Here is a 23237-nt window from a genome sequence, read left to right on the forward strand (position 1 = left end):
CCCGGAAACGACTTGGAATTAAGGTCGCGCTGACGCGGCAGCTTCGTCACCGACTTCGGGACAGGCAGGATGCCTGCATCGGTTAAGTCCGACACAGAAATCGAGTTCCCACACATGACACCATTAAATCCACAGACCGCCGCCCCAGTGCGCCCCACCGCTGACCACCGGCGTAGCCGTTCCGTCGATATCGACGACAGCGTCGGTATAGCCGTGCCAGGACCAGGACGACGAAGCGCCGAGTGGTTCGAGCACCTCCGCACGAAGCACCTCGGGCAGCGGTCGGCGGAACAGCACGGTCAGGGCCAGGCAGAGCAGGTTCACCCGTACGTCGTTGTAGGCCCATCCACTGCCGGGCGCGCCGTCCCGCTCGAAACCCTCACGGCGGCTCTGCGCGTCCACCTCCGTCGGCTTGCCCCAGAGTTCCCCGTGCCATCCGCTGGTCTGCTGCAACAGGTGGTGCCAAGTGATGCCCTCGATCCCGAGGCGAGTCAACAGGGGATGGTCGACCGCCCGCGACACCTGCGCGTCCGGGTCGAGCAGTCCCCTGTCGAAGGCGACTCCCGCCACCGTGGCGACGACGCTCTTGGTGCCGCTGAACAGCATCTCCGGAATCGCCGCGTCACCCCATTCGGCGACCACCCGACCCTGGTGGCGTACGACACCGCTGGCGCCGGTACCGGGCAGCAGGGGACCGGTCACCTCCCGATGCGACTCATCCGCCACCTGCTCGGACAGGTAGCCCGCCATGTCGTCGATGCCGGAGGTTGCCCGTCGGGCCTGCCGGCGGACAGCATCCCGGACCGAGGTCAGGTCGATGTTCGCCCCGTCGCTGTCGGTCGCCACTTCGGACTCAGGCTGCGAGAGGTGGCGAGAGGAGTCCCCGTTGACACTCATTCACCGACCTTAGGGCTGGCCAAATCCATCCTGCGCTTCCGCTGGCAGAGACATCGGCCACAGCGACTCGACCAGGTCGGTGACGTCCCGAGCGCCGGGGCGAACCCGCAGCGCGGACAGCCGTACGTCGGACAGCGCCGCCACCGAGCCAACCAGGCAGCCAGGCAGCCAACCAGGGCTCGCCGGGCGCCCGCCCCGGAAAGCCGGCCGGCGTCGTACGGACCAGGGCCGCACGGCAACGAGGGCGACCGTGCGGCCCTGGTAGCAGTAGTGGTGGCGGTGGGTCAGACTCCCAGGGCGCGGAGTTGGGGCAGGGCGGACTTGGCGACGGGGCGGCTGGTTCCGTTGGTGGCCCGGTCCTCCGCCTGGGTACGGATGGGTTCGCGCAGGTCGCCGGTCACCCAGTCGGAGCTGCCCACGTGACCGTTGTAGGCGGTGCACTCCCACCACTTCTCGACCGGATAACCGGGCTCGCGGGCCCGCCGCTTCACGCAGTCGGTCGGGGTGAGCTTGGCGACCACCGCCTCGTAGCTGCGGATCTGGTCCTGGATGACGAGGTTGATGCCGTTGGTCAGGCCGGCCCTGGCCCGGGCGGCGACCACGATCGCGAACAGCGACGGCAGCACGCGGCCGATGTTGTCCACCGCCGCCGGGGTGGTGACCGTGCTGACGTACGAGGTCGCCAGGGCGGCGCACCCGGTGGCGTTCTGGGCCCAGAGCTGCCGCACGGTGTTGCTCATGTTGTCGATGTCGCTGAACTCGATGGTGTGCTGACGGGCGCAGGCCTGCACGTCGGCCGCGGCGATCAGGTCGGTGTGCGCGATGATGTCGCGCTCCGTCTGCTCCACGGCGGCGATGATCTGGTCGACGGCCGCCTGTAGCGACGGTGCCTCGGAGCTGCCGCCGGAGAGCAGGTGCCCGGCGACCGCCACCACGAGGCTGGTCCAGTCGAAGAACATCACCTGCATGTCACCGGTACGAGGTGCGGCCTGCGCCGGTGCGGCGACCGGTGCCACCGCGACGGCCACCGCCACACCGGCGGCGATCATGCAGTTGCGTAGTTTTCTTCTCATTGGTCTCCTACTGTCCCTTCCTGGCAAGGGTCTCCTTGGCTGCCAGCCAGGCGGAGTCCTTGGCGGCCTCGTTCTTGTGAGCTGTCTCGTCGGGCGGTCCGCTGACCACGATGCCGCCGCGGACGATCTCGTACTTCACGACCGCGTTGCCGTTCGCCGCCGTGCAGGTGTGGACGACCGTCCTGTCCCGGGGGGTGTTGTCCGGCGAGGGCACGTGGGTGCACGTCGGTTCCAGATCCCTGACGACGTTCCGCATGAGCGTCACGTAGTCGGCGTCGGCCCTGGCCACCAGGTTGTTCAACCCGGCGTCCGTGGCCACCGACAGCAGGGTCGAGTAGAGGCTCTGCCCGGCCAGGCCGATCTGGTCCTTGGCCACCCGCGACTGGACCGCGTGGTACTTCTCGAAGGCATTGGTCGCATAGCCGGCGACCGTCCACGGGTACGTCTCCCGCCAGATCTCGTTCTCCCGCATCACCTGGTATTCCGACATCTCGTACGAGACCCTGCGAAGATGCCCCAGTACGTCGGACGCCTCGATGCCGTCGATGTGGTCCCTGATCGCGTTGTCGGTCGCGCTGACCGCGCCCAGCACCAGCTGGACGAACTGCGCGATCTGTTCGGCCGTGAAGCCGCGGGCCCGGTAGACCTGGTAGGCGAGCAGCGCCAGGTCGGTGACGTTCTTGCTCGCGCCGTCGGCGTTGGCGCGAGCCGGTAGTGCCGTCCCGGATAGCAGCATCGCGAGCGTGACGGCAACCGCCACGATGCCCCGTCTCAGTGTTCTGCGCATGGCCGGCAGTCTCTCGGCGCCGGCGGGTGCGCGTCTTCGTGAGCCGTACGCAATCACGTGGTGACTTTTGTCAGTCCGCGTAGTGGTCCACCGCCAGCGTGGCCCGGCGGTGCCGCTCGTGCCAGACGCGCCCCGAGGAGCGCATCCGGCACGAGCGTGCCGCGGCGTCGGTCAGACCGGCAGGGTACGCAGCCTTGGCAGGGCACCGAGGGCCACGCCTCGGCTGGTCCGGGCGTCGGTGTTGGCGATCGCCCGCTCGTAGGGGACGCGCGGCTCGGGCCGGCCGGGCAGATAGCCGATCAGTCGCATGTCGGTGCCGACCTTGCCCGGGTACGCCTCGCAGGTGATGTAGACCGGGTAGATGTGCCGGGGGTTGTCGTCGAACTCCCAGCGGTGCGAACACGACGGCAGGAGCTTGACGACAAGCGTCTCGTAGCTGCGGATCTGGTCGCGTACCAGTAGGTCGATGCCGTTGATCAGGTTGGCCCGGGCACGGGCGCCGATGGTGATCGCGTAGATCTCGCCGATCGCCAGGCCGATCGCGTCGGTGGCCGGGCGGCTCTGCACCGCCTCCAGGTAGGCGGTGGCCAGGGCGGCACAGCCGGTGGCGTTCTGCGCCCACAGCTGCCGCACGGTGGTGCTCATGTTGTCGATGTCGCTGAACTCGATGGTGTGTTGCCGGGCGCACGCCTTGACCTCGGCGCTGGCGAGCCCGTCGATGTGGTTGAGGATCTCCTGCTCGCTCGCCTCGACCGCGGCGATGATCTGCCGGACCGCCGCGTCCAGGTCGCCGGAACCGCCCCCGCTGTTCAACGCCGCCCCGGCCACCGCGATGACCGCGCCGACCCAGTCGAAGGCCATGATGCCCACGTCGCCGCCGGCCGTCCGCGGGGCCTCCGCGACCGCCGGCCGGGCCGCCCCGCCGACGCCGACGGCGACCGCCACGGCGCCCGCCACGACTGCCCGCACCAACTTTCCACGCATGTGGCGACTCCTCCTCTCCGCTGCGCGGTGGGCGGAGGTCGCCCGCCGCGCAAGAAGGTTGTCAGGCACCGGCGGAGGTGTCTTCGTCATCCGTGACAAGTCCTGCCCGTCCCGATCCCGCCGCGACTGTCACATCTGACAATCACGGCGACGCGCGGGCTCCCGGTTACCGGCCTAGCCATCGATCTGGTAGCCGACTCGACCCAGCCGTCGATCCAGCAGCCGACCTAGCCGTCGATCCGGTAGCCGACCCCGGGCGTCGTCGTGATGACCGGCGGGTCGCCGAGTTTGCGGCGGAGCCGACCCACCGTCACGGTGACGGTGTTGGTGAACGGGTCGGCGTTCTCGTCCCAGACCCGTTCGAGCAGGGTCTCGGCGCTCAGGAAGCCGGGGCTCGCCCGCAGCAGCGCCTCCAGCACGGCGAACTCCTTCACCGAGAGGTTGAGCTGGTGCCCGTCGCGAACGGCGGTGCGGCGTACCGGGTCCAGCTCGATCCCGGCCGCCCGCAGCGTCCGGGGGCGCGCGTCCGGCCTGCGCCGGGCCAGCGCCCGGATCCGCAGGACCAGTTCCGGAAAGTGGAAGGGCTTGCCGAGATAGTCGTCCGCGCCCAGGGTCAACCCGCTGACCCGGTCGCCGGGCGCGCTGGCCGCCGTCAGCATCAGCACCATCGGCCGGTCCGCCCGTTCGGTGATGACCTGGCACAGCGTGTCGCCGTGCAGGCCGGGCAGGTCCCGGTCCAGGACCACCACGTCGTGCGCGGCGAGGTCGAGCTTGGCGGCGGCGGCCAGCCCGTCGTGGGCGAGGTCGACGGCCATCCCCTGGTCGCGCAGCCCTTCCGCGACGACCTCGGCCAGGGCGTGGTCGTCCTCGACGACGAGGATCCTCACGTCACCCCTGCCGTCCGCACGGTCGGCAGCGTGACCGACACCCGCAGGCCACCCGCCGGGCGGGCCAGCAGGGCGAGCCGGCCACGGTGCGCGGCGGCGACGGCGGCCACGATGGACAGGCCGAGCCCCGAGGACCCGGTCCGCTCGGCGCCGAGCCGCTCGAAGGGCCGCGCCAGCCGGTCGACCTCCCGCTGGTCGAGGAGGCGCCCGCCGGTCTCGACGACGAGTACGGTCTCCGGCCCGCCCGTGTCCCCGGTGACCCGGATCCATCCGCCGTCCTGGTTGTGCGTGACCGCGTTGTCGACGACGTTTGCCACCAGCCGCGCCAGCAGTGCCGGACTGCCCTCGACCACCGCTGCCGGCGGCAGGTCGACCGTCACCTCGAGCCCCTTCGCCCGCACCTCGGCGGACCTGTCGGACAGGGCACCGTCGACCAGGTCGACCAGGTCGACCTGGGCGACCGGGGCGGTGTCGGCCGGTGCGCCGTGCTGCGCCCGCGCCAGCAGGAGAAGGCCGTCGAGCAGGTGGTCGACCCGGTCGAGCTGGGTACGCACCCGGTCCGCGAGCGTCACCGTCGAGGGAGCCGGCTGGGGCTTGGCCGCCGCGACGTCCAGCGACGCCCGCATCGTCGCCAGCGGCGTACGCAGTTCGTGGGAGGCGTTGGCGACGAAACGGCGCTGCGCGACGAACGACGCCTCGAGCCGTTCGAGCAGCTCGTCGATGGTGTCCGCGAGATCCTTCACCTCGTCGGCCGGACCGTGCACCGACAGCCGTCGATCCAGGCTGTCGGCGGAGATGCGCCGCGTCGCGCTGGTGATCGTCCGCAGCGGTCGCAGTACCCGCCTGGCCAGCAGCCGACCGAGCAGGAGCGAGACGACCGCCATCACGACCAGCGCCGCCAGCGCGCCGGCCAGCAGTTGCCGGGCCTGCTGGGTGTGCACGGCCGCCAACTGTTCCTCCAACTGCCGGATCCGCTGCTGCGTCCCGGCAGGCCCGCCCTGGCCAGGGGGATTTCCGGCCGGGGTGACACTGCTGATGCTGCCGCCGGAGAGCAGGAAGGTCAGGACCAGCAACCCGATGCCGGACCCGAGGAACACCACGGCGTAGAGGAACGTGAACCTTACCCGTACCGTCCCGCTGGGCAGCCTGATCATTCCCCCAGCATGACCGGAGCGACCTAACAGCGGCGTGACAGGGCCGGTTCGAGCCGCGTTAGCCGCCAGCCCGTAGAACCGACGGCATGTCGAGCACCGAACTCCTCCGGCGGGAATGGGCCGCGTTCCGGCGTCCGGGGCGGCTGGCCGCTTTGGCCGCCGCCGCCCTCGTCGTCATCGCGCTGGGACTGCTGTACGCCGCCAACAACCGCTCCTCCTGCCCGGGACAGTGCCCGGCCGCGCCGGTGGCCGATGACGGCACCACGGTCAGCGACACGTTCTGGTTCCTGCACCGTGATCTCGGTCGCGAGGGCAGCATCACGGTGCGGACGACCGCGATGACCGGGACGATCACCTATCCCCCGCCGGACCACGACGAGATCGTGCCCGGGCTGGTGCCCTGGGCGAAGGCCGGGATCATCGTCAAGGACGGCGTACGGCAGGGGTCCCGGTACGCGGCGCTCATGATGACCGGCAGCCACGGCGTACGTTTCCAGCACGACTACCGGCACGACGTCGCCGGCAGCGGCGGCGACGTCTCGGCACAGTCCCCACGCTGGCTGCGCCTGACCCGCTCGGGCGACACCGTCACCGGCTCCGAATCCGCCGACGGCCGGCGGTGGCACACTGTCGGTGCGGCCAGGCTCGACGGGCTGCCGGACGTCGTGCGGGTCGGCCTCTTCGCCACCTCCCCCGGCGACCTGACGCTGCGGCGGGTCGGCCTCGGCGGCACGATCGAGGAGGTCCGGTTCACCCAGGCCGTCGGCGTCTTCGACAACGTCGCCGTAGAGGGCGGTGCCACCGACGCGGACGGCACCAGCGTCGAGGGCGGTGCCACCGACGCGGACGGCATAACCGGCGCGGACGGCACAAGCGGCGCGGACGGCATAACCGGCGCCTGGCGCAGCGAGCCGGTCGGCGAAATGAACCACACCGACTGGGAGAAGTACCACAACGCGGCCGGAGCCGTCGCGCGGGACGGCGTCGTCACGGTCAGCGGTACCGGCGACATCGGGCCGCGCAGCGAGGAGGGCGCGCGTACCGTCGAGAAGACCCTGCCCGGCCTCGTGATCGGGCTGGTCGTCCTGCTCGTCGTCGCGGCCTGTTACGGCGCCCGGCCAGCTGTCGGCCCGCTCCCCCGGTCGGTGATCGCCGCCCGCGCCGCCGTCCTCGCGGCCGCCACCTTCGGGACCGGGCTCGTCGCCGTCGGCGTCGTCCTCCCGGTCGGGATGGCGATGCTGCGGGGCAACGGCATCCCGGTGCAGCCGGTGCCGGTACTGACCGGTGCCCGGGTGATCGTCGGCGTCGCGGCGGTACTCGCGCTCTGTGCCGTCCTCACGTACGGGCTCGGCGTGTGGCTGCGTCGCGGCTGGGCGGCGATCCTCCTCGGGCTCTCGCTGATCGCCCTCCCGCACGCCGGCACGGCGCTCCCGCTGCTGCCCGACCCGGTAGCCGAGTGGCTGCTGCGGCTCACCCCGGCCGCCGGCTTCGCCGTCAAGCAGACAGCTGAGGAGTTTCCACAGGTCACCGCGCACTACGCACCGTCGGCCGGGTACTTCCCGCTGCCCTGGTGGGCCGGGCTCGCCGTGCTCTGCGGGTACACCCTGCTGGTGCTGTGGATGGCGGGCCGCCGTAGGTCCTGCACGGCCCCGGAGTGGCGATGAGGGCCCGGCTACCGGCCCGGCCACTCCTCGGCGAGCAGCCCGTAGATCACGTTGTCCGCCCAGGCGCCCTTCGTCCAGTAGTCCCGGCGCAGGTGCGCCTCCCGGACCATGCCCACCCGTTCGCAGAGCCGCGCCGACGCCTCGTTGCGCGCGTTGAGCTGGGCGATCACCCGGTGCATCCCGCAGTGCTCGAAGGCGACCCGGAGGAAGGCGCGTACCGCCTCGGTGGCGAAGCCTCGACCGGCCACCGACGGGTGGAAGGCCCAGCCCATCTCGCCCCGGGACAGCGTCTCGTCGGCCGGCCACAGGATCAGGTCGCCGACCACCTCGCCCCGGTGCTCCACCACCACCGCCAGCCGGGAGTCGGTCCCGGTGATGCTTGTGTAGTGGATCCGCCTGCCGACCATCTCGGCCGCGAACTCCCGCGTCCACGGCTCCCACGGGATGTACCGGGCGACCACCGGATCGCGGTAGTACGAGTGCAGCGCGTCCACGTCGTCGGCGCGGTACTGCCGCAGCAGCAGCCGCTCGGTACGGACCGGCAACACAAGATCAGACATGCTCCCAGTATCGGCTTTCCGATCTCCGGCCCACCGGGTGCGGGCGGGCCGCCGGGCGGCGGGGCCCGGCGAGCAGGGCGAGGATGGTGACGCAGGCGGCCGGGATCAGGGCGTACCCGCTGAAGGCCAGCACCACGACGACCGCGACGAACGCGACGGCGGCGACCGCACGCAGTGGCCCGGTCAGCACCCGACAGGCCGCCGCCGTGCAGCCGAGGTAGACCACCAGGAAGAACGTGGTCGGCACGTTGACCAGGGTGGCCAGGTCGACGACACCGGCACCGAGCAGCCCGATCAGCAGCGCCGCCGAGCCGAGCAGTGCGGCGAACAGCCACCCCGGCATGGCGTCCCGGGCCGCCGCCGGGCGCCGCGCGACACCCCCGGCTCCGGGACCGGGACCGGAGGCGGAAGCGGGAACCGGACCGGGAACGGAAGCAGGACCGGGACCGGGAGCAGGACCGGAGGCGGGCGCGGGTGTCAGGGAGCGGGCCAGGCTGCCGGCGCCGGAGATGTAGGCGAGCATGGCGCCGACGGTGAGCACCACCGCGCCGACGGCGGCGATGCCCTGCCCGGCCGGGCCGACCGCGAGGGTGAGCAGCGCGGCCAGCGGGACCGAGGTGCTGGCCGCCGGGCCGAGCGCGGCCACGGTGACGGCGCCGAGCGCCAGGTAGATCACGGTGGTGGTGCCGAAGGCGATGCCGATCACGACCGGGAGTTGCCGGTGCGGCCGGGCGAACCGGGTGGTCAGCGGGGCGATCGCCTCCCAACCGACGAAGGCCAGCATCAGCGTCGAGGCCGCCGGGCCGATCGCCGCCCAGCCGTGCGGCGCGAACGGCGTCCAGTTGGCGGTGCTGCTGGCCGGCGCGGCTCCGGCGACCGCACCGACGACGATCGCGACGAGCAGCACGACCAGGCCGAACTGCACGGTCGCCGAGGTGCGGACGCCGCGCAGGACCACCGCGAGGGTGCCGAGCAGCAACAGGGCCGCGACGGCACAGGCGAGCCGGACGCCGCCGCCGAGCAGTTCGGCGACGTAGTTGCCGCAGGTGACGGAGACGATGGGTGCGCCGGTCACCACTCCGGCCAGGAAGCACCAGGCGACCGCGCGGCCGGCCCGGGGCCCGAGACCCGCCTCGGCGTAGGCCCGGACCCCGCCGGCCGACGGGTGCCGGACGCCGAGGGCGGCGAAGACGACCGCGAAGAGGCCGGACGCGACGAGCAGGCCGGCCCAGGCCAGGATCGACGCCGGCCCGGCCCGGGTCACCGCCAGGCCGGGCAGGAGCAGCAGCCCCGGCCCGAGCAGCGCCCCGACATAGAGCGCGGCGCCACGCGGGACACCGAGATCGGGTACGACGGGAGCACGCTGGCCGGTCACGCTGGTCATGCGATCGAGTCTGGCAGCGCAGCCGCGGCACGCGATGGCAAATGTGCGCGCCAGCGCTGCCCTGTGCGCAATATCGTTGCGCCACAGAAAGCCTTTGCGGCAGCATGTGTTGATGGCTGCCTACGATGCCACCGACCGGGCGATCCTCGACCGCCTCCAGGTCGACGGGCGGATCGCCAACGTCGACCTCGCCGAGGCGGTGGCGCTGTCGCCGTCGGCCTGCCTGCGCCGGGTACGCGCCCTCGAACAGGACGGGTTGATCGCCGGGTACCGGGCCGAACTCGACCGTGCCCGGCTCGGGCTGGACCTGACGGTCTTCATCGAGCTGAAGGTCGGCCAGCACTCCCGGGAGACCGCCGCCCGGATCGAGTCGGTGCTGTCCGAGATCCCCGAGGTCGTCGCCGCGCATGTGATATCCGGTTCGGCCGACTTCCTGGTGGAGGTGGCGGTGGCGAACCTGGCGGCGTACGAGCGGCTGCTCATCGACCGGATCCTGGCCATCCCGGCCATCGTGGACGCCCGCAGCACCTTCGCCATCCGCACCGTGCAGACCCGTGGCCCGCTGCCGGTGTCCCAGTTGCGCTGACCTCACGAACCGCTGACCCCACGAACCGCTGCCCGGCCGGCCGGGTGCGCCGCCGGCATTGCCTCGGCTGCCCGGCCGGCCGGGTGGGTGCGCCGGGCACAGACCCGGCCGTCCGGGCAGCGGTGGGGTCAGCCGGACTTGATCACCTCGTCGGCGGCGAGGGCCTCGGTACGCTCCCGCACCAGGGCACGCAACCCGTCGGCCTCGGCCGTGCCCGCCCTCGCGTCGTACCCGTCGACGGCGTCCAGGACGGTGCTGATCCCGTCGAGCGTCTCCAGCGCCAGCCCGCTGGCGTAGAACCGCTGGTAGAGCTGGCGGTAGGCGTCCTCGTACACCGGCTTGAACGCCTGGCTGGCCAGGAAGCGCTCCTTGAGCACGTGCCCGGCGCGGCCACCGCCGCCCGGGCGGCCGTCGCCGGGGTCACCGGGTGCCCCAACCGGCGGCCCGCCGTTGCCGGGCGGCGGGCGGAGATCGACGCCGGGCGCCCACTCCGGCCCCACGCCCCACCGGTCGCCTCCGTCGGGGCGCCGGGGCCGCGCCGCATCCCGCCGAGCCGGCCCTGCTCGTGCGGCCCCTGGGTGGCCTCGCCGGAGAAGGTGAGGTTGTTGTCCCAGCTGATCACGGTGAACCGGCGGGTGGCGAGGTCGTACCAGAGGTAGTAGTTCCGCCCCGGGCCGGACATGTCGTCGAAGTTCAGCAGCAGGTTCTGCATGGCGACGTAACGGGCGAACGACGCGACGTCGACGTGCTCGGCCAGCTCGGCGTCGAACTCGGTGTCACTGGCCGCCGAGACCCACCGGATCAGGTCGATCACCGGTTGCAGGTCCTGGCTGCCGACCAGGTTGACCTGCTTGAAGTCGTCCTGGTAGTCGACCGGGTCGTCACCCTGGTCGGTGAAGCTGCTGGTGCTGCTCGACTTGTAGAGCACCCCGTCGCCGCCGAGCAGGTCGGCGTAGTTCTCGTCCGGGTGCTCCACCACCAGGCGCGCGGTGGTGGGCCGGTCGTTGACCGTGAACGAGGCGTAGCCGAAGCGCTGGGTCGGCTCGCCGGAGACCTTCAGCAGCGACAGCGCCAGCGCCTCGTTGACGGCCAGACCGCTGCCCTGCCCGCCCACCCGGACGGCGATCTCCTGGTGGCCCTGGTACCGGCGGCCCTCGACGAACTCGTCGAAGCTGATCAGCCAGGGAAGCTCCTCCGGCTTCTCGGCGGCCAGCGCGGTACGGCCCATCCCGCCGACCATCCGCCCGCCGGGCGCACCCTGCTGCCGACCGTCCGCGCCCGGCGGGGCACCGTTCGGCGGCTCGTTCACGGCCCGCGGCCCACCGGCCTGCTGGCCGGGCCCGGGGCGGGTGGTGCCCTGCCGGGGTTTGCCGTTCCGGGTCAGGCCCCCCAGCGTGGAGTTGCCCTTCAACCGGATGCCGACGCTCGGCACGGCGACGCCGTCGATCGTCAGGTCGGCCTCCAGGTACTCCTTCTCGCCCCGCTCGAAGTAGGCGTCCAACAGCCGCTGGTAGTCGGCGTCCCGGAAGGTCAGCGAGATCTGGTGCGCCACGGAGGCGTCGAACAGCTCCCGCTGCCCGGCGATGTCCACGGTGATCCCGTCACCGGCCCGGTCGCTGGCGCTCGTCACGTACGGGCGGATCCGCTCGGTCCCGAAGGCCAGGGTGAGTACGCCGAGGAAGGCGGCACAGGCGGCGAGCAGTTTCCAGTGCTGGCGGACCCGCGGCGGCACCCGACGGCGGAGCCGCCGCAGTCGGCCGGGTCGGCGTGCCAGGTCGGGTCGGCGTGCCAGGTCGGGTCGGCGTGCCAGGTCGGGTTCGTGCGGCGGGCTGCCCGGGTCGGGCTCGGGGATCGGCGACGCCGGCCGGGAGGCCCTGATCGCCGCCGAACGGTTCGAGCCCGACCTGGTGGTTCCTCGACGTGATGCTGCCCGACCTGGACGGTTTTCAGGTGGCCCAGCGGCTGCGCCGGGGCGGCAGGCCGGTGCCGGTGCTCTTCCTCACCGCCCGGGACGCGGTCGAGGACCGGATCTCCGGACTCACCGTCGGCGCCGACGACTACGTCGCCAAGCCGTTCAGCCTGCCGACCCGCACACCGAACCGGGACGGCTCGGCCTCGCGCTGAACACGATGCTGGACCGGATCGAGTCCGAGGTCGCCGCCCGGACCCGGTCCGAACAGCGGCTGCGCCAGTTCCTCGCCGACGCCTCGCACGAGCTGCGTACCCCGCTGACCTCGATCCGCGGCTTCGCCGAACTGTACCGGCGCGGCGGGGCGCCACCCGGCCCGCTGCTCGACGAGACGATGGGCCGGATCGAGAACGAGGCGGCCCGGATGGGGCTGCTCGTCGAGGACCTGCTGCTGCTCGCCCGGCTGGACCTGCGACGCCCGCTGGACCGGCGTCCGGTGGACCTGCTGGCGATCGCCGCCGACACGATCCGGGACGCGCACGCCCGTACTCCGGACCGCCCGGTCGAGCTGGCCCCGCTGCACGAGACCCTGGAACCGGTGACGGTGCTCGGCGACGAGTACCGGCTGCGCCAGGTCGCCACCAACCTGGTCGCGAACGCCCTCCAGCACACCCCGGCGCAGGTGTCGATCACGGTCCGGGTCGGCTGGCTCGACCCGGCGGCTGCCGCGCGGCTGAGTTCCGGCTGGCCGGCGGGGCAGTGGGCCGGCGTGCTGGAGGTCGCCGACGGTGGGCCGGGAATTCCCGCCGAACACGCGGGACGGGTTTTCGAACGGCTCTACCGGGTGGACGCCAGCCGCAGCCGGGGTGCCGGCGGTGGTGGCTCGGGCCTGGGGCTCTCCATCGTCGCCGCGATAGTGCACCGGCACGGCGGGCAGGTCGGCCTGGAGAGCGCGCCCGACCGGGGCAGTGTGTTCCGGATCCTGCTGCCGGGGTGCCGGCAGTCGTGAAATTGGCTGCCGGCCCCGTCCCGGTGCGCCATCCTGCTCCTCACGGTGTCGCAGAACGCGGCCCGGTCAGGAGGTGCGGCCGGCGATGGCGGTGGAGCTGCTGCTCTTCGGCGACGTACGGGCCGTCGTCGACGGGGAGCCGGTCGACCTCGGGCACGCACGGCAGCGGTGCGTACTAGCGGCGCTGCTTGTCGACGCCAACCGGATCGTCCCGGCCGGGCGGCTGCTCGACCGGGTCTGGGCCGAACAGCCGCCCCGGCACGCCCGCAACGCCCTCTCCGGTTACCTGTCCCGACTGCGTACCCTGCTCGGCGGCAGCGGCGGGCTCACGATCAGCCACCGCTCCGACGGATACCTGTTGACCGTCGACCCGGACGCGGTCGACCTGCACCGGTTCCGCCGGCTGCTCGCCCGGGCCCGGGCCGCCGATCGGACAGCGGACCGGGCCGCGGAACTGCTCGAAGCAGCGCTGTCGTTGTGCCGGGACGAGCCCTTCGGCGGCCTCGACACGCCCTGGCTGGCCGGAATCCGTACCGCCCTCGCGGCGGAGCGATTGGCCGCCGAACTCGACCTGGCCGACCTGTTCCTGGCCGCCGGACGGCACGCCGAACTCCTCGCCGAGCTGGCCGCCCGCGCCGCGACGTACCCGCTCGACGAGCGGGTCGCCGGCCAGCTGATGACCGCGCTGTACCGCTGCGGCAGGCAGGCCGACGCGCTCCGGCACTATCGGGACCTCCGCTCCCGGCTGGCCGAGGAGCTGGGCATGGACCCGGCGCCCGCGCTGCAACGGCTGCACCGGCAGATCCTCGGCAACGACCCGGCCCTGGACGCCCCGCCGCCCGCGGACGAGTGTCCGGCCGCTGAACCGGCCCCCGCCGTGACCGGGATGACGGTGCCCCGGCAGCTGCCGGCGCCGCCGGCCGCGTTCACCGGTCGGGCGTACGAGCTGTCCGAGCTGGACGCCCTCGTCGAGCCGGTTCCGGGTGCCGGTGCCACCGCCGTGGTCTCCGGCTCCGCCGGGGTGGGCAAGAGCGCGCTTGCGCTGCACTGGGCGCACCGCAACGCGGAGAACTTCCCCGACGGCCAGCTCTACGTCAACCTGCGCGGCTTCGACCCGGGCGGCGTGCGCGTCGAACCGGCGGAGGCGGTACGCGAGTTCCTCGACGCGTTCGGGGTGGCCGCCCGGCGGATCCCGGTCGGGCTGGCCGGGCAGACCGCGCTCTACCGCAGCATCGTCGCCGGCCGGCGGATGCTCGTCGTCCTGGACAACGCCCGGGACGCCGCGCAGGTCCGACCGCTGCTGCCCGGCGCGGCCGGCTGCGTCACCGTGGTGACCAGCCGGAACCGGCTGGCCGGCCTGGTCGCGATCGACGGCGCCCGGCCGGTCGTGCTCGACCTGTTCAGCCCGGCCGAAGCCGGCCACTTCCTGGCCCGGCGCCTCGGCGCCGACCGGGTCGCCGACGAACCGGCCGAGGTGGCCGAGATCGCGGCCCGGTGCGCGCGGCTGCCGCTGGCGCTGGCGGTGGTGGCCGCCCGCGCCGCCGCGTACCGGCGTTTCCGGCTCGCCGACCTGGTCGCCGAGCTGCGGGCGGCCGGCGACAGTCTCGACCCGTTCGACGGCGGCGAGCCGGCCGCCGACGTACGGGCGGTCCTCTCCTGGTCGTACCAGACGCTCGGTCCGGCCGCCGCCCGGCTGTTCCGGCTGGTCGGCCTGCACCCCGGAGCCGAGCTGACGGTGCCGGCCGTGGCCAGCCTCGCCGACCTGCCGGTGCCGGCGGCCCGCCGCACGCTCGCCGAGCTGGCCCAGGCACACCTGCTCGACGAGCGGTCGCCGGGGCGGTACGCCCGGCACGACCTGCTGCGGGCGTACGCGGCCGAGCGGGTCGAGGCCGAGGAGTCCACCGACCAGCGGCGTACGGCGGCGCACCGGCTCCTCGACCACCACCTGCACAGCGCGTACGCGGCCGACCGGCTGCTCTATCCGCACCGGGACCCGATCGTGCTGGCCGAGCCGCTGCCGGGTGCCCGGCCCGAGTCCTTTCCCGACCAGGCGGCGGCGAGAGCCTGGCTGTACGCCGAGCACCGGACCCTGCACACCCTGGTGGACTGGGCCGGGCGTACCGGGTTCGACCGGCACTGCTGGGAGCTGGCCTGGAGCCTGACCAGCTTCTTCAACCTCAGCGGGTACTGGCACGACCAGGTGGCCGTGCAACGTACCGCGCTGGCGGCGGCGGGCCGGGCCGGGGACGAGGCGGCGCAGGCGCACGTACACCGGAATCTGGGGCGGGCGCAGACCCAGCTCGGCCGGCTCGACCAGGCCCGGACCCACCTCGTCGAGGCGGCCCGGCTCTTCGTCGCCGTCGGCGACCGGGCCAACCAGGCGCAGACGCAGGTGAACATCGCGCGGATCCTGGAGCAGCAGGGCCGGGACCTGGCGGCGCTGCACCACGACCGGCGCTCGCTCGGCCTCTACCGCGAGTTGGGGCACCTGACCGGGCAGGCCCGGGCGTTGAACAACATCGCCTGCATGTTGACCCGGCTCGGCGACTACGAGGAGGCCCGCGAGCTGTGCCGGCAGGCGTTGCGGCTCAACGAGGAGATCGGCAACCGGCACGGAGCGGCGACGAACTGGCAGAGCCTCGGCTGGCTCGAGTGTGCCGCCGGGGCGTACCCGGCGGCGGTGGCCGGCTGCCGGCGGGCGCTCGACCTCTTCGCCGAGGTCGGCGACCGGTCCGGCACGGCCGAGACGTTGGGCTGCCTCGGCGAGGCGCACCGGGGCGGTGGCGAGATCCGCGCCGCCGCCGACGCCTGGCAGCGCGCCCTCGAGCTGTACGACGAGATGGGGCACCCGGACGCCGACCGGATCCGCCGGCAGCTTGGCGAGCTGCGGGCGGCCGGTCGGGCCGGCAGCGTGCTTCAGGTGGTGGCGTACTCCGGAGGGCGCCCGGTGGGGCGGTAGACCTGGAGCGTGATGCCCTTCGGGAAGGCTCGCGAGTCGACCAGGTCCAGCGCGATGTCCGGGCCGGTCTCGGGGAACAGCCGCATGCCCTGGCCGACGACCACCGGGACGACGAGCAGGTTCATCTCGTCGACGAGGTCGTTCTCGAGCAGCCACCGGGTCAGGATGGCGCTGCCGTGCACCTGCAGCTCACCCGCCGGCTCGGCTTTCAGCTCACGGATGGCCGCCGCGAGGTCACCGGAGAGGACGGTGGTGTCCGCCCAGCGTGGTTCGGCGAGCGTGGTCGACGCGACGTACTTGGGCTTGGTGTTCAGGGCCCCGACTATCGGGTTCTCCAGATCTTCCCGCACACCCCAGTAGCCGGCGAACAGCTCGTAGGTCCGCCGTCCGAGCAGGAACGCGTCGGCGCGCTGGTAGACCTGGTCGACGAACGTCATGGCCTCGTTGTCGAACAGCGGTCGGGCCCATCCGCCGCGCTCCATCCCAGGGTCGAGGATCGGATGCCGCCCGCCGTTCGCCTGCGTCACTCCGTCGACGGAAACCTGCGTGGTGGTCGTCAATCTCATGATCGTGGTTCCCTTCTCGTTGTTCACTCGTGGCTCGTAGGGTTCGTCATCTGGTAGGGGTCGTCATTCGTAAGACCGGACGCCCGCGCCGAATTCGTCGGTCACCGCGTCCGCTGCGCGAAGTAGCAGCGGAAGACGAGTCCCATGCGTACGGTCCCGTCGATCCGTGATCGTGTTGCGAAGAAGGACCGCAGCGCCGCGTCGACGGCCGCGCGGCCGGAGTGCCGGACCGCCGCAGCGACAGGGCCGGCCGGTAACTGGGCGGCGACCGCGTCGTCCTCGCTCGCGAAGTCGACGTCGAACGCGATGTCGCCAACCGCCACGGATGCGAACCCGGCATCGAGCAGAGCGGCGCGAGCCGCGTCCGCATCGGCGAGGTCGAGGGTGCTGCGGTCGGGCACCTCGTCGTGGCGAGCCAGCGGATTGATCAGCGCTGCGCTCTCGGCCTGCTCGGCACCGGCGCCCACCGTCACGACCGCACTGCCCTCGGGAGCGGTCACCCGGGCGATCTCGGCGAGTGCGCGGCGCGGGTCGGCGGCATAGAGCACGGAGTTGAACGCGGTGACGACGTCGAAGGCGCCGTCGCTGAACGGCATGTTCTCGATGTCGTCGACCACGTAGTCGGCCGCCGAGCGCCGACGGCGCGCGTACTCGACGAGCCCCGGGGCCACGTCCAGCCCGACGACCTCCGCGCCGCCCCGAGCGGCCAACTCGGTGAACAGGCCCGATCCGCAGCCGGCGTCGAGGAGTCGCGTGCCGGGGCGAAGGTCGAGGCGCTCGAGTACCCGCTCGTACAGCGGCCGGATGCGACCCTCCGCAACCTCCGCCCAGCCTCGCGGATCGCTACTCCACAGTTCGCCCTGGACGGCGGCGCTCACCGGGAACCCCTGCGGGCCGGGCCCCGGCGTCGACCTTGCGGTGATCGAGCGAGGTGCGACCGGCGGTCGGGGGCCGGACGCCCCGTCGCGCAGCGGCTCGTCGATTCGAACATGGCCGAACCGTACGGCGGGACCGGCCGTGCGCTCTTGAACAAACCGGGCGTCCTTCTCGCGGCGGCTCGACCGGGTCGACATACTGGGCCAGGTGACCGGCGAACCGTCCTCCACGCCCGTCGCCAGTGGGCAGAGCTACCAGGAGCGCCCGCCTGCCCCGGCGTTGCGCGAGCTCGTCTCGTCGGCCTGGGTCCAGCAGGTCGGCCGCGACGCCGCGCCGTACGTCCACCGGCGCATCCCCAACGGTTCCTTCGAGCTCGTCTGCCGGGTCGGCGCGACGCCGCAGGTGATCGGCCCGCTCACCGAGCCGCTGGTCGAGGTACTCCAGCCGGGAACCACGATTGTCGGCGTGCGCTTCGTGCCGGGCGCCTTTCCGGTGAGCGCGGGGCAGCCCGCGTCGGAGGTGGTCGGACTCGCGCTCGACGCCGGGCAGCTGTGGGGCCGCTCGGCCGGCGCCCTCGGCGAGGCGGTCGGCACGGCAGCCTCGCCCCGGGAGGCGCTTGCCGCCGTGCAGCTCCACGTGCACGCGCTGGCCCGTGCCGGCGAGCCTCCCGACCCGCTCGTCTCCGAGGTCGTTCGCGGTCTCATGCCGTGGCGCACGGTTGACGTGACATCGCTGCGAGCGTCTCTGCACATCTCCGAGACACAGCTGCGGCGCCGCTGCCGGACGGCCGTCGGGCTCGCCCCGAAGGTGCTGCACCGGATGCTGCGCTTTCAGGGTTTCCTCGCGCTCGTCCAGCAGGCGATCGCCCAAGGCCACGGCGCCACGGTCGACGGGCTCGGGCTGCTCGCCCTCCGCGCCGGCTACGCGGACCAGTCCCACCTGACGCGCGAGTGCGTCCGGCTCACCGGCGTTCCGCCGCGGGTGTTCATCGCCGAGACACGACGGGCCTGCGCCTGCGGGCACGACCACTCGGCGTCGTTCGCGCCCGTGCTGGGTGCCGAGGCCGAACCACGCCCCGGAGGCGCCTGACCGGGTCCTGCCCCCGGAGACGGACGGCGGCCGGTCGGCGCCGCTGGCTGCCGACCGGCCGTCGTCGGCCGGGACTCGGGTCAGGAGGCGCAGATCGCCTGGCTGACGATGAAGTCCCAGTCCTGGCTGACCGGAGTGTTCTCCACCGCGAACGCCTGCACGCTGTCCAGGGCGTTCGCCGGGTAGACCACCTGGAGGGAGACCCCGCCCGGCGCGGTGTTGGAGATCGCCGCACCGACGCCGTGCACCCGGGTACCGCTCGGGCAGTGGGCGAACGCGATCTTCTCCGCCTCCGAGTCGCTCTGCGCCGAGGCGGTGGTGACGACCTGGTACCCGGCCGGCTGGTTCACGCAGACCGCGTACGCGTCCACGGTCCAGTTGCCGGCGTAGCCGTCCGCGTCCTCGTGGGCACCGGCCCGGAAGATGTCACCGCTGCCCGACGCCCGGGAGATCTGGAGTGCCACGTCCCGTCCCGGGTTGACGATCCGGGCGCCGCCACCGATGGCCCGCCTGGTCCCGCAGGAAGCCTGCGCCTCCAGCTCGACCGGGGACGAGGTCGCCGAGTTCCGGGTGCCGACGACCTGGTAGCCGGAGAGCCCGGACGGGCTGGCGCAGATGGCGTACGCCTGCACCCACCAGTCGCCGGTCATCGCGGCCGTGGTCTCCGAACCGGTCACCACGTAACTGTCCGGGGTCCCGTCGGTGCGGTGTTCCGGGAAGAGTTGCACCAGGGTCACCTTGGCGCTGTCGGCGGCGGCCACGGCGAAGGCCCATCCACCGCCTCCGATCACCCACTTGCCGGCCGGGCACTGCGCCCGCGCGGTGTGGGTCTGCTGCGAGTCGACCGCCGACAGCGGCGACGTCACCTTCTCGATGCCGGTCACCGCCGCGGCCGGGCCGGCACCGGCGAGCTGGATCCCGACCTGGGCGACGACCATCATGGTGGCGGTACCGGCCAGGGTGATCCAACGGTTCGTGCGAGTCATCTGCCTTGTTCCCTTCTCGTCCCGGGTCGACGGTCGGCCCGGACAACTGCCGACAACGGTGGCCGGTGAGGTTTCGGCAACTCTTCGGCTACGATGAAATCCCAGATCAGAGGTATCGCGGGCCTGGCCCGGCGGGCCTGGTTCGGCGGGCCTGGTTCGGCGGGCTTGGTCCGGCGGACCAGGAGCGATCGTCCGGGTCCGGCGGGCGATGCCGATGCCGGCGGCCGTGAAGCCGGTCTGAAGGCGCCGCCCGCCAGACTCGGCGGACCTGGCGTGAGCACTGCGGTGGATGCCGGTGGCGGCGAGGAGGCAACGGCGTGGATCACTCATCGGCCGGCAGCGGGCGGACCGAGTCGGCGCACCGGCATGCGGCCCTGCGCCGCTGGCCGAGCCTGCTCGGCCTGGCGACCGCCGCGAGCCTGCTCGGCCTGGCGGTCGCCGTCCCGAAACTGGTGTTCGGCGCGGGACACGAAGCGGTGGCGATCGTGGTCTGTGTGGCCGCCCTGTGCTATCTTTCCGCCGCCGCCCTCGGCCGACCCTGGGTCGCCTGGGCCGCCATCGGGGGCGCCAGCGTGCTGGTGACGGTGAGCAAGATCGCGGGACTGGCCTGGTGGGGCGTCTTCGGCGTCGCGGCGGTCGCGCTGGTCGCGGTCGGCCTGCTCCGCCGGGTACCGGGACCGGCGTTCACCGCCCAGGTCGCGGCCCTGGTCGGGTACGGTGGACTGGCCGTGGCCACCGGATGGCTGCCGTCCCGCACCGGACTGGTACTCGTCGGACTGCTGCTGGCCAGCCACGGAATCTGGGACCTCGTGCACTACCGGCGCGACCGGGTGGTGTCCCGGTCACTGGCGGAGTGCTGCATGCTGCTGGACGTCCCGCTCGGGCTCGGCGCTGTCGTCCTGGCCTTCCTCGTTTGAACCCCTGGACTTCCCGATCGAACCAGCCGCCAAGCGTGCTGGCGTCGGCGCCGAGTCGGGGACCTGACCCGTCGCACCCCGGCCGATTACATCGGCCGTAATCTATGCTTATAGGGTCGTCGCCCTGCCGGAGGCCCAGATGTGGAACCAGACGCGCCGCCTCGCCAACGTCCGCACCGCCGCAGTCGCCCTCAGTCTCGTCCTCAGCCTCGCTCCGGTCACCGCCGCGCAGGCCGATCCGGCCCCCGGCACCGGCAGTGTGGCCGGCACGCTCGTCGACGCAGCCGCCCCGGTCCCGGACGCGACCGTCGAACTGCTGGTGTCGCCGTACGGGGTGGTGGTCAAGCAGGGCCGTACCGACGCCTCCGGGGCGTTCCGGCTCACCGAGGTGCGGCCGGCCGGGTACGCGCTGCGGTTCCGGCTGCCCGGCGGGCTCCTCCAGTTCCATCCGGCCACCCCCGACCTCGCCTCGGCGGCCCAGCTCGACGTGCGGGCCGGAGTGGAGACGACGATCCAGGAGGCGGTCGTCCCGCACGGCACGCTCGGCGGTCGGATCACCACCGACACCGGTGCGCCGGCGCCGGGCGCCCGGGTCGAGCTGCACCGGCTCACCGGCGGCGCACCGCTGCACACCGTACTTACCGACGCCGACGGCAGCTATCTGGTCAGGTACCCGCCGACCGGCCAGGTACGGGTCGCCGTCGCCGCCGCCGAACGCGGGGCCACCAACCAGTGGGCGCACCGCCGCCGCAGCTACACCGAGGCGGACCCGGTGACCGTCACTCCCGGGCAGCACAGAACTGTCGACGAACGACTTCTCCCGTCCGGCGTCGTCACCGGCCGGTTCACCCGGAACGGCGTCCCGGTACCGAACGTCGTCGTCTACGCCACCGCACAGCGCAGCACCGCGGAATCGGTCTCCAACTGGACCGCCGCCGACGGCACCTTCCGGCTGCGGCCGTACCCGGGTTCCTACAAGCTGCTGTTCGTGGTGCCGGCCGGGACCGGGCTCGACCAGTGGCTCGGCGGCGCCGAGTCGGAGGGCGCGACCCAGCCGCTCCTGGTCGGCGCCGACTCCGAGGTCGTCCTGCATGAGCAACAGTTGCCGACCGGACTGGTCAGCGGCCGGCTCACCGAAGCGACCGGTGCGCCGGTGGTCCGCGCCGCCGTCGTCATCTACGACCCGAGCCGGGGACGACAGTTCCTGGCCACCACCGACGACGACGGCAGCTGGTTCAAGATCGTCTGGCCGGGCAGTTACGCGGTGCGGTTCGAGACCGCCGACCGGGTGCAGTGGGCGACCGGGAAACTGTCGGCGGCGACCGCCGACCCGGTCACGGCGACCGCCGACGGACGGACCGTCGTCGACGACGCGCTCCGCACGCCGGCCCCGAGGGACGGAGTGCCCGGCGTGACCGACGGCGTGCCCCGCGCGACCGGCGGAGTGCCCGACGCGACCGGCGGAGTGCTAACCGTCCCTGCCGCCCGGGTGGTGGCCGCCGACTCGGGGCAGACCCTCCGGGCGAAGTTCGACGGCCGGGGCCGGCAGATCGGCGTCGCCGTCGACGCGCGCAAGCTCGCCGACCCGGTCTACAGCGGAATCCTCGACCGGGAGTTCAACTCTCTCACCCCGGAGAACGAGCTGGAGTGGGACTCGGTGGAGCCGGCCCCGGGACAGTTCGTCTTCACCCGCGCCGACCAGCTCGTCGCGCACGCCCAGGCCAACGACATGCGGGTGCACGGCCGCAGCCTGCTGGCACCGAACGGCATCCACTCGGCCTGGGTCGGCAACCTGACCAGCGCGGCGACGCTGCGGCCGGCGATGAACCGGCACATCACCGCCGTCATGACGCACTTCCGCGGGCAGGTGCGGTCCTGGGGAGTCGTCACCGAGGCGTACGCGGACAACGGGGCGCTGCGGCAGTCCCGCTTCCTGGCGTACCTCGGTGCGGGTTACGTCGAGGAGGCGTTCCGGACCGCCCGGGCCGCCGACCCCACCGCCGAACTCTGCTACAGCGACCACAACGTCGACAGCTTCAGTCAAGCCAAGACCCAGGCGGTGTACGCGATGGTCCGCGACTTCAGGGCCCGGGGCGTACCGATCGACTGCGTCGCGCTGAACAGCCACTTCACCCCGAACAACCCGGTCCCGAGCGACTACGCTCACACCCTCGCCCGGTTCGCCGCGCTCGGTGTGCGGGTGCGGATCGCCGAGCTGGACATCGCCGGCTCCGGCGCGGCACAGGCGCACGACTACCGCCGGGTGGTCGCCGCCTGCCTCGGCGTGCCCGCCTGCAGCGGCGTCACAATCTGGGGCGTACGCGACATCGACTCCTGGCGTCCCGGTGACACCCCGGTGCTCTTCGACGCGGCCGGTGAGAAGAAGCCCGCGTACCATGCCGTACTGACCGTGTGACGGCTGGCGCGGCGCACGTCGGCCCGACGCCGACGACCCGTCGGCGGGAGGGCCGACCGGCGCGGCGGGGGTGTCGATGAGCACGGCTGTGGTGACGTTCCGGGCGGCGGTGGCCGGGGATGCCGAAGGGGTCGCGGCGCTGCACGCCGACAGTTGGCGCCGGCACTACCGGGGCGCCTACACGGACGCCTTCCTCGACGGGGACGTGTTCGCCGACCGGCTGGCCGTCTGGTCGGCCCGGTTGGCCGACCCGGCACCGCAGGCCGTCACCGTGCTCGCCGAGGTCCCCGGGAAAGCCGAGGTCCCCGGGAGTGCCGCACTCTCGGGCGAGGCCAAGGTCCCGGAGGAGGAGCCGAGGTCCCGGAGGAACGGTCGAGCCGGCCCGGGAACTCGCCCGTTTCGTGCACCTGGTCCTCGACCACGACGCCGGGTGGGGGTCGCCCAGCACATCCGGCAACGCGAATATCGGCTGGTTACAGGGGCTCTGGATCGCTCCCACGGGGGCCGGTGATACAGTCCACCGGCCGGCCCGGC

The 23237-nt window shown here is 72.8% G+C and carries 19 protein-coding genes and 2 pseudogenes; 9 read left to right on the plus strand and 12 right to left on the minus strand.

The genetic code is table 11. The features are described 5' to 3' along the window. Positions 1–123: 123 nt before the first annotated feature. The 6 genes from O7626_RS25855 to O7626_RS25880 all read right to left on the minus strand — a co-directional run bounded on the left by O7626_RS25855 (position 124) and on the right by O7626_RS25880 (position 5782). Positions 124–846, minus strand: a complete 723-nt coding sequence (locus O7626_RS25855; protein ID WP_278063683.1) for a serine hydrolase — start codon at positions 844–846, stop codon at positions 124–126. 335 nt (positions 847–1181) lie between these two features. Further along, positions 1182–1970, minus strand: a complete 789-nt coding sequence (locus O7626_RS25860) for a hypothetical protein (RefSeq protein WP_278063684.1) — start codon at positions 1968–1970, stop codon at positions 1182–1184. Positions 1971–1977: 7 nt separating this feature from the next. Continuing rightward, complete coding sequence (locus O7626_RS25865) at positions 1978–2757, minus strand: hypothetical protein (protein ID WP_278063685.1); 780 nt, start codon at positions 2755–2757, stop codon at positions 1978–1980. A 171-nt stretch (positions 2758–2928) separates the two neighbouring features. After that, positions 2929–3741 carry a hypothetical protein gene (locus O7626_RS25870; protein ID WP_278063686.1) on the minus strand — a complete coding sequence of 271 codons (813 nt, stop codon included), beginning with the start codon at positions 3739–3741 and terminating at the stop codon, positions 2929–2931. 227 nt (positions 3742–3968) lie between these two features. Beyond that, complete coding sequence (locus O7626_RS25875; RefSeq protein ID WP_278063687.1) at positions 3969–4628, minus strand: response regulator transcription factor; 660 nt, start codon at positions 4626–4628, stop codon at positions 3969–3971. Beyond that, a complete protein-coding gene (locus tag O7626_RS25880; RefSeq protein WP_278063688.1) occupies positions 4625–5782 on the minus strand; it encodes a HAMP domain-containing sensor histidine kinase in 1158 nt (385 codons plus the stop codon). Before O7626_RS25880 ends, O7626_RS25875 begins: the two co-directional genes overlap by 4 nt. Before the next feature lie 86 nt (positions 5783–5868). Between O7626_RS25880 and O7626_RS25885 the strand changes: the two genes are divergently transcribed. Then, positions 5869–7446: a hypothetical protein gene (locus O7626_RS25885; RefSeq protein WP_278063689.1), complete on the plus strand. Its 1578-nt coding sequence runs from the start codon at positions 5869–5871 to the stop codon at positions 7444–7446. Positions 7447–7454: 8 nt separating this feature from the next. On the opposite strand, the gene O7626_RS25890 is transcribed toward O7626_RS25885, so the two are convergent. Then, complete coding sequence (locus O7626_RS25890) at positions 7455–8006, minus strand: GNAT family protein (RefSeq protein ID WP_278063690.1); 552 nt, start codon at positions 8004–8006, stop codon at positions 7455–7457. Then, positions 7999–9390, minus strand: coding sequence for an APC family permease (locus tag O7626_RS25895; RefSeq protein WP_278063691.1), 1392 nt, complete (start codon positions 9388–9390; stop codon positions 7999–8001). The genes O7626_RS25890 and O7626_RS25895 overlap by 8 nt, the downstream gene beginning before the upstream one ends. A 112-nt stretch (positions 9391–9502) precedes the next feature. Here O7626_RS25895 and O7626_RS25900 point away from each other — a divergent pair, with 112 nt between their 5' ends. After that, the gene (locus O7626_RS25900; protein ID WP_278063692.1) at positions 9503–9976 is read left to right on the plus strand and encodes an Lrp/AsnC family transcriptional regulator; all 474 of its coding nucleotides are present in this window, start codon (positions 9503–9505) and stop codon (positions 9974–9976) included. A 142-nt stretch (positions 9977–10118) separates the two neighbouring features. Here O7626_RS25900 and O7626_RS25905 read toward each other — a convergent pair whose 3' ends face one another. Then, a complete protein-coding gene (locus O7626_RS25905; protein ID WP_278063693.1) occupies positions 10119–11708 on the minus strand; it encodes a CotH kinase family protein in 1590 nt (529 codons plus the stop codon). A gap of 127 nt (positions 11709–11835) precedes the next feature. Between O7626_RS25905 and O7626_RS25910 the strand changes: the two are divergent. The 3 genes and pseudogenes from O7626_RS25910 to O7626_RS25920 all read left to right on the plus strand — a co-directional run. After that, a pseudogene (locus tag O7626_RS25910) lies at positions 11836–12058 on the plus strand (response regulator); the annotation flags it as partial. Next, a pseudogene (locus tag O7626_RS25915) lies at positions 12058–12886 on the plus strand (HAMP domain-containing sensor histidine kinase); the annotation flags it as partial. The pseudogenes O7626_RS25910 and O7626_RS25915, both read left to right, overlap by 1 nt. A gap of 93 nt (positions 12887–12979) precedes the next feature. Beyond that, positions 12980–15853 (plus strand): BTAD domain-containing putative transcriptional regulator, encoded by a 2874-nt coding sequence (locus tag O7626_RS25920; protein WP_278066316.1) that lies wholly within the window; start codon positions 12980–12982, stop codon positions 15851–15853. On the opposite strand, the gene O7626_RS25925 is transcribed toward O7626_RS25920, so the two are convergent. Next, positions 15811–16419, minus strand: coding sequence for a dihydrofolate reductase family protein (locus O7626_RS25925; protein ID WP_278063694.1), 609 nt, complete (start codon positions 16417–16419; stop codon positions 15811–15813). The two genes, O7626_RS25920 and O7626_RS25925, sit on opposite strands and share 43 nt — an antisense overlap. A 101-nt stretch (positions 16420–16520) precedes the next feature. Continuing rightward, the gene (locus O7626_RS25930; RefSeq protein ID WP_278063695.1) at positions 16521–17297 is read right to left on the minus strand and encodes a class I SAM-dependent methyltransferase; all 777 of its coding nucleotides are present in this window, start codon (positions 17295–17297) and stop codon (positions 16521–16523) included. Between the two features lie 205 nt (positions 17298–17502). Between O7626_RS25930 and O7626_RS25935 the strand changes: the two genes are divergently transcribed. Next, complete coding sequence (locus O7626_RS25935) at positions 17503–18384, plus strand: helix-turn-helix domain-containing protein (protein WP_278063696.1); 882 nt, start codon at positions 17503–17505, stop codon at positions 18382–18384. Positions 18385–18464: 80 nt separating this feature from the next. Here O7626_RS25935 and O7626_RS25940 read toward each other — a convergent pair whose 3' ends face one another. Continuing rightward, complete coding sequence (locus tag O7626_RS25940) at positions 18465–19370, minus strand: hypothetical protein (protein ID WP_278063697.1); 906 nt, start codon at positions 19368–19370, stop codon at positions 18465–18467. A gap of 317 nt (positions 19371–19687) precedes the next feature. Here O7626_RS25940 and O7626_RS25945 point away from each other — a divergent pair, with 317 nt between their 5' ends. From O7626_RS25945 to O7626_RS25955, 3 genes are all read left to right on the plus strand, one after another. After that, positions 19688–20287, plus strand: coding sequence for a hypothetical protein (locus tag O7626_RS25945; protein ID WP_278063698.1), 600 nt, complete (start codon positions 19688–19690; stop codon positions 20285–20287). 139 nt (positions 20288–20426) lie between these two features. Continuing rightward, on the plus strand, positions 20427–22703 hold the full coding sequence (locus O7626_RS25950; protein WP_278063699.1) for an endo-1,4-beta-xylanase: 2277 nt from the start codon (positions 20427–20429) through the stop codon (positions 22701–22703). A gap of 76 nt (positions 22704–22779) precedes the next feature. Further along, positions 22780–23214 (plus strand): hypothetical protein, encoded by a 435-nt coding sequence (locus tag O7626_RS25955; protein WP_278063700.1) that lies wholly within the window; start codon positions 22780–22782, stop codon positions 23212–23214. The last annotated feature ends 23 nt before the right edge of the window (positions 23215–23237 follow it).

The sequence above is a fragment of the Micromonospora sp. WMMD1102 genome (assembly GCF_029626265.1).
GTDB lineage: Bacteria > Actinomycetota > Actinomycetes > Mycobacteriales > Micromonosporaceae > Plantactinospora.

Bases quoted from the DNA above. Each gene is read 5' to 3' on its own strand.
- O7626_RS25890 (WP_278063690.1), bottom strand. From the start codon at position 8,006: ATGTCTGATCTTGTGTTGCCGGTCCGTACCGAGCGGCTGCTGCTGCGG.
- O7626_RS25955 (WP_278063700.1), top strand. From the start codon at position 22,780: ATGAGCACGGCTGTGGTGACGTTCCGGGCGGCGGTGGCCGGGGATGCC.
- O7626_RS25900 (WP_278063692.1), top strand. From the start codon at position 9,503: ATGGCTGCCTACGATGCCACCGACCGGGCGATCCTCGACCGCCTCCAG.
- O7626_RS25870 (WP_278063686.1), bottom strand. From the start codon at position 3,741: ATGCGTGGAAAGTTGGTGCGGGCAGTCGTGGCGGGCGCCGTGGCGGTC.
- O7626_RS25895 (WP_278063691.1), bottom strand. From the start codon at position 9,390: ATGACCAGCGTGACCGGCCAGCGTGCTCCCGTCGTACCCGATCTCGGT.
- O7626_RS25920 (WP_278066316.1), top strand. From the start codon at position 12,980: ATGGCGGTGGAGCTGCTGCTCTTCGGCGACGTACGGGCCGTCGTCGAC.
- O7626_RS25940 (WP_278063697.1), bottom strand. From the start codon at position 19,370: ATGACTCGCACGAACCGTTGGATCACCCTGGCCGGTACCGCCACCATG.
- O7626_RS25880 (WP_278063688.1), bottom strand. From the start codon at position 5,782: ATGATCAGGCTGCCCAGCGGGACGGTACGGGTAAGGTTCACGTTCCTC.
- O7626_RS25865 (WP_278063685.1), bottom strand. From the start codon at position 2,757: ATGCGCAGAACACTGAGACGGGGCATCGTGGCGGTTGCCGTCACGCTC.
- O7626_RS25925 (WP_278063694.1), bottom strand. From the start codon at position 16,419: ATGAGATTGACGACCACCACGCAGGTTTCCGTCGACGGAGTGACGCAG.
- O7626_RS25860 (WP_278063684.1), bottom strand. From the start codon at position 1,970: ATGAGAAGAAAACTACGCAACTGCATGATCGCCGCCGGTGTGGCGGTG.
- O7626_RS25950 (WP_278063699.1), top strand. From the start codon at position 20,427: ATGTGGAACCAGACGCGCCGCCTCGCCAACGTCCGCACCGCCGCAGTC.
- O7626_RS25885 (WP_278063689.1), top strand. From the start codon at position 5,869: ATGTCGAGCACCGAACTCCTCCGGCGGGAATGGGCCGCGTTCCGGCGT.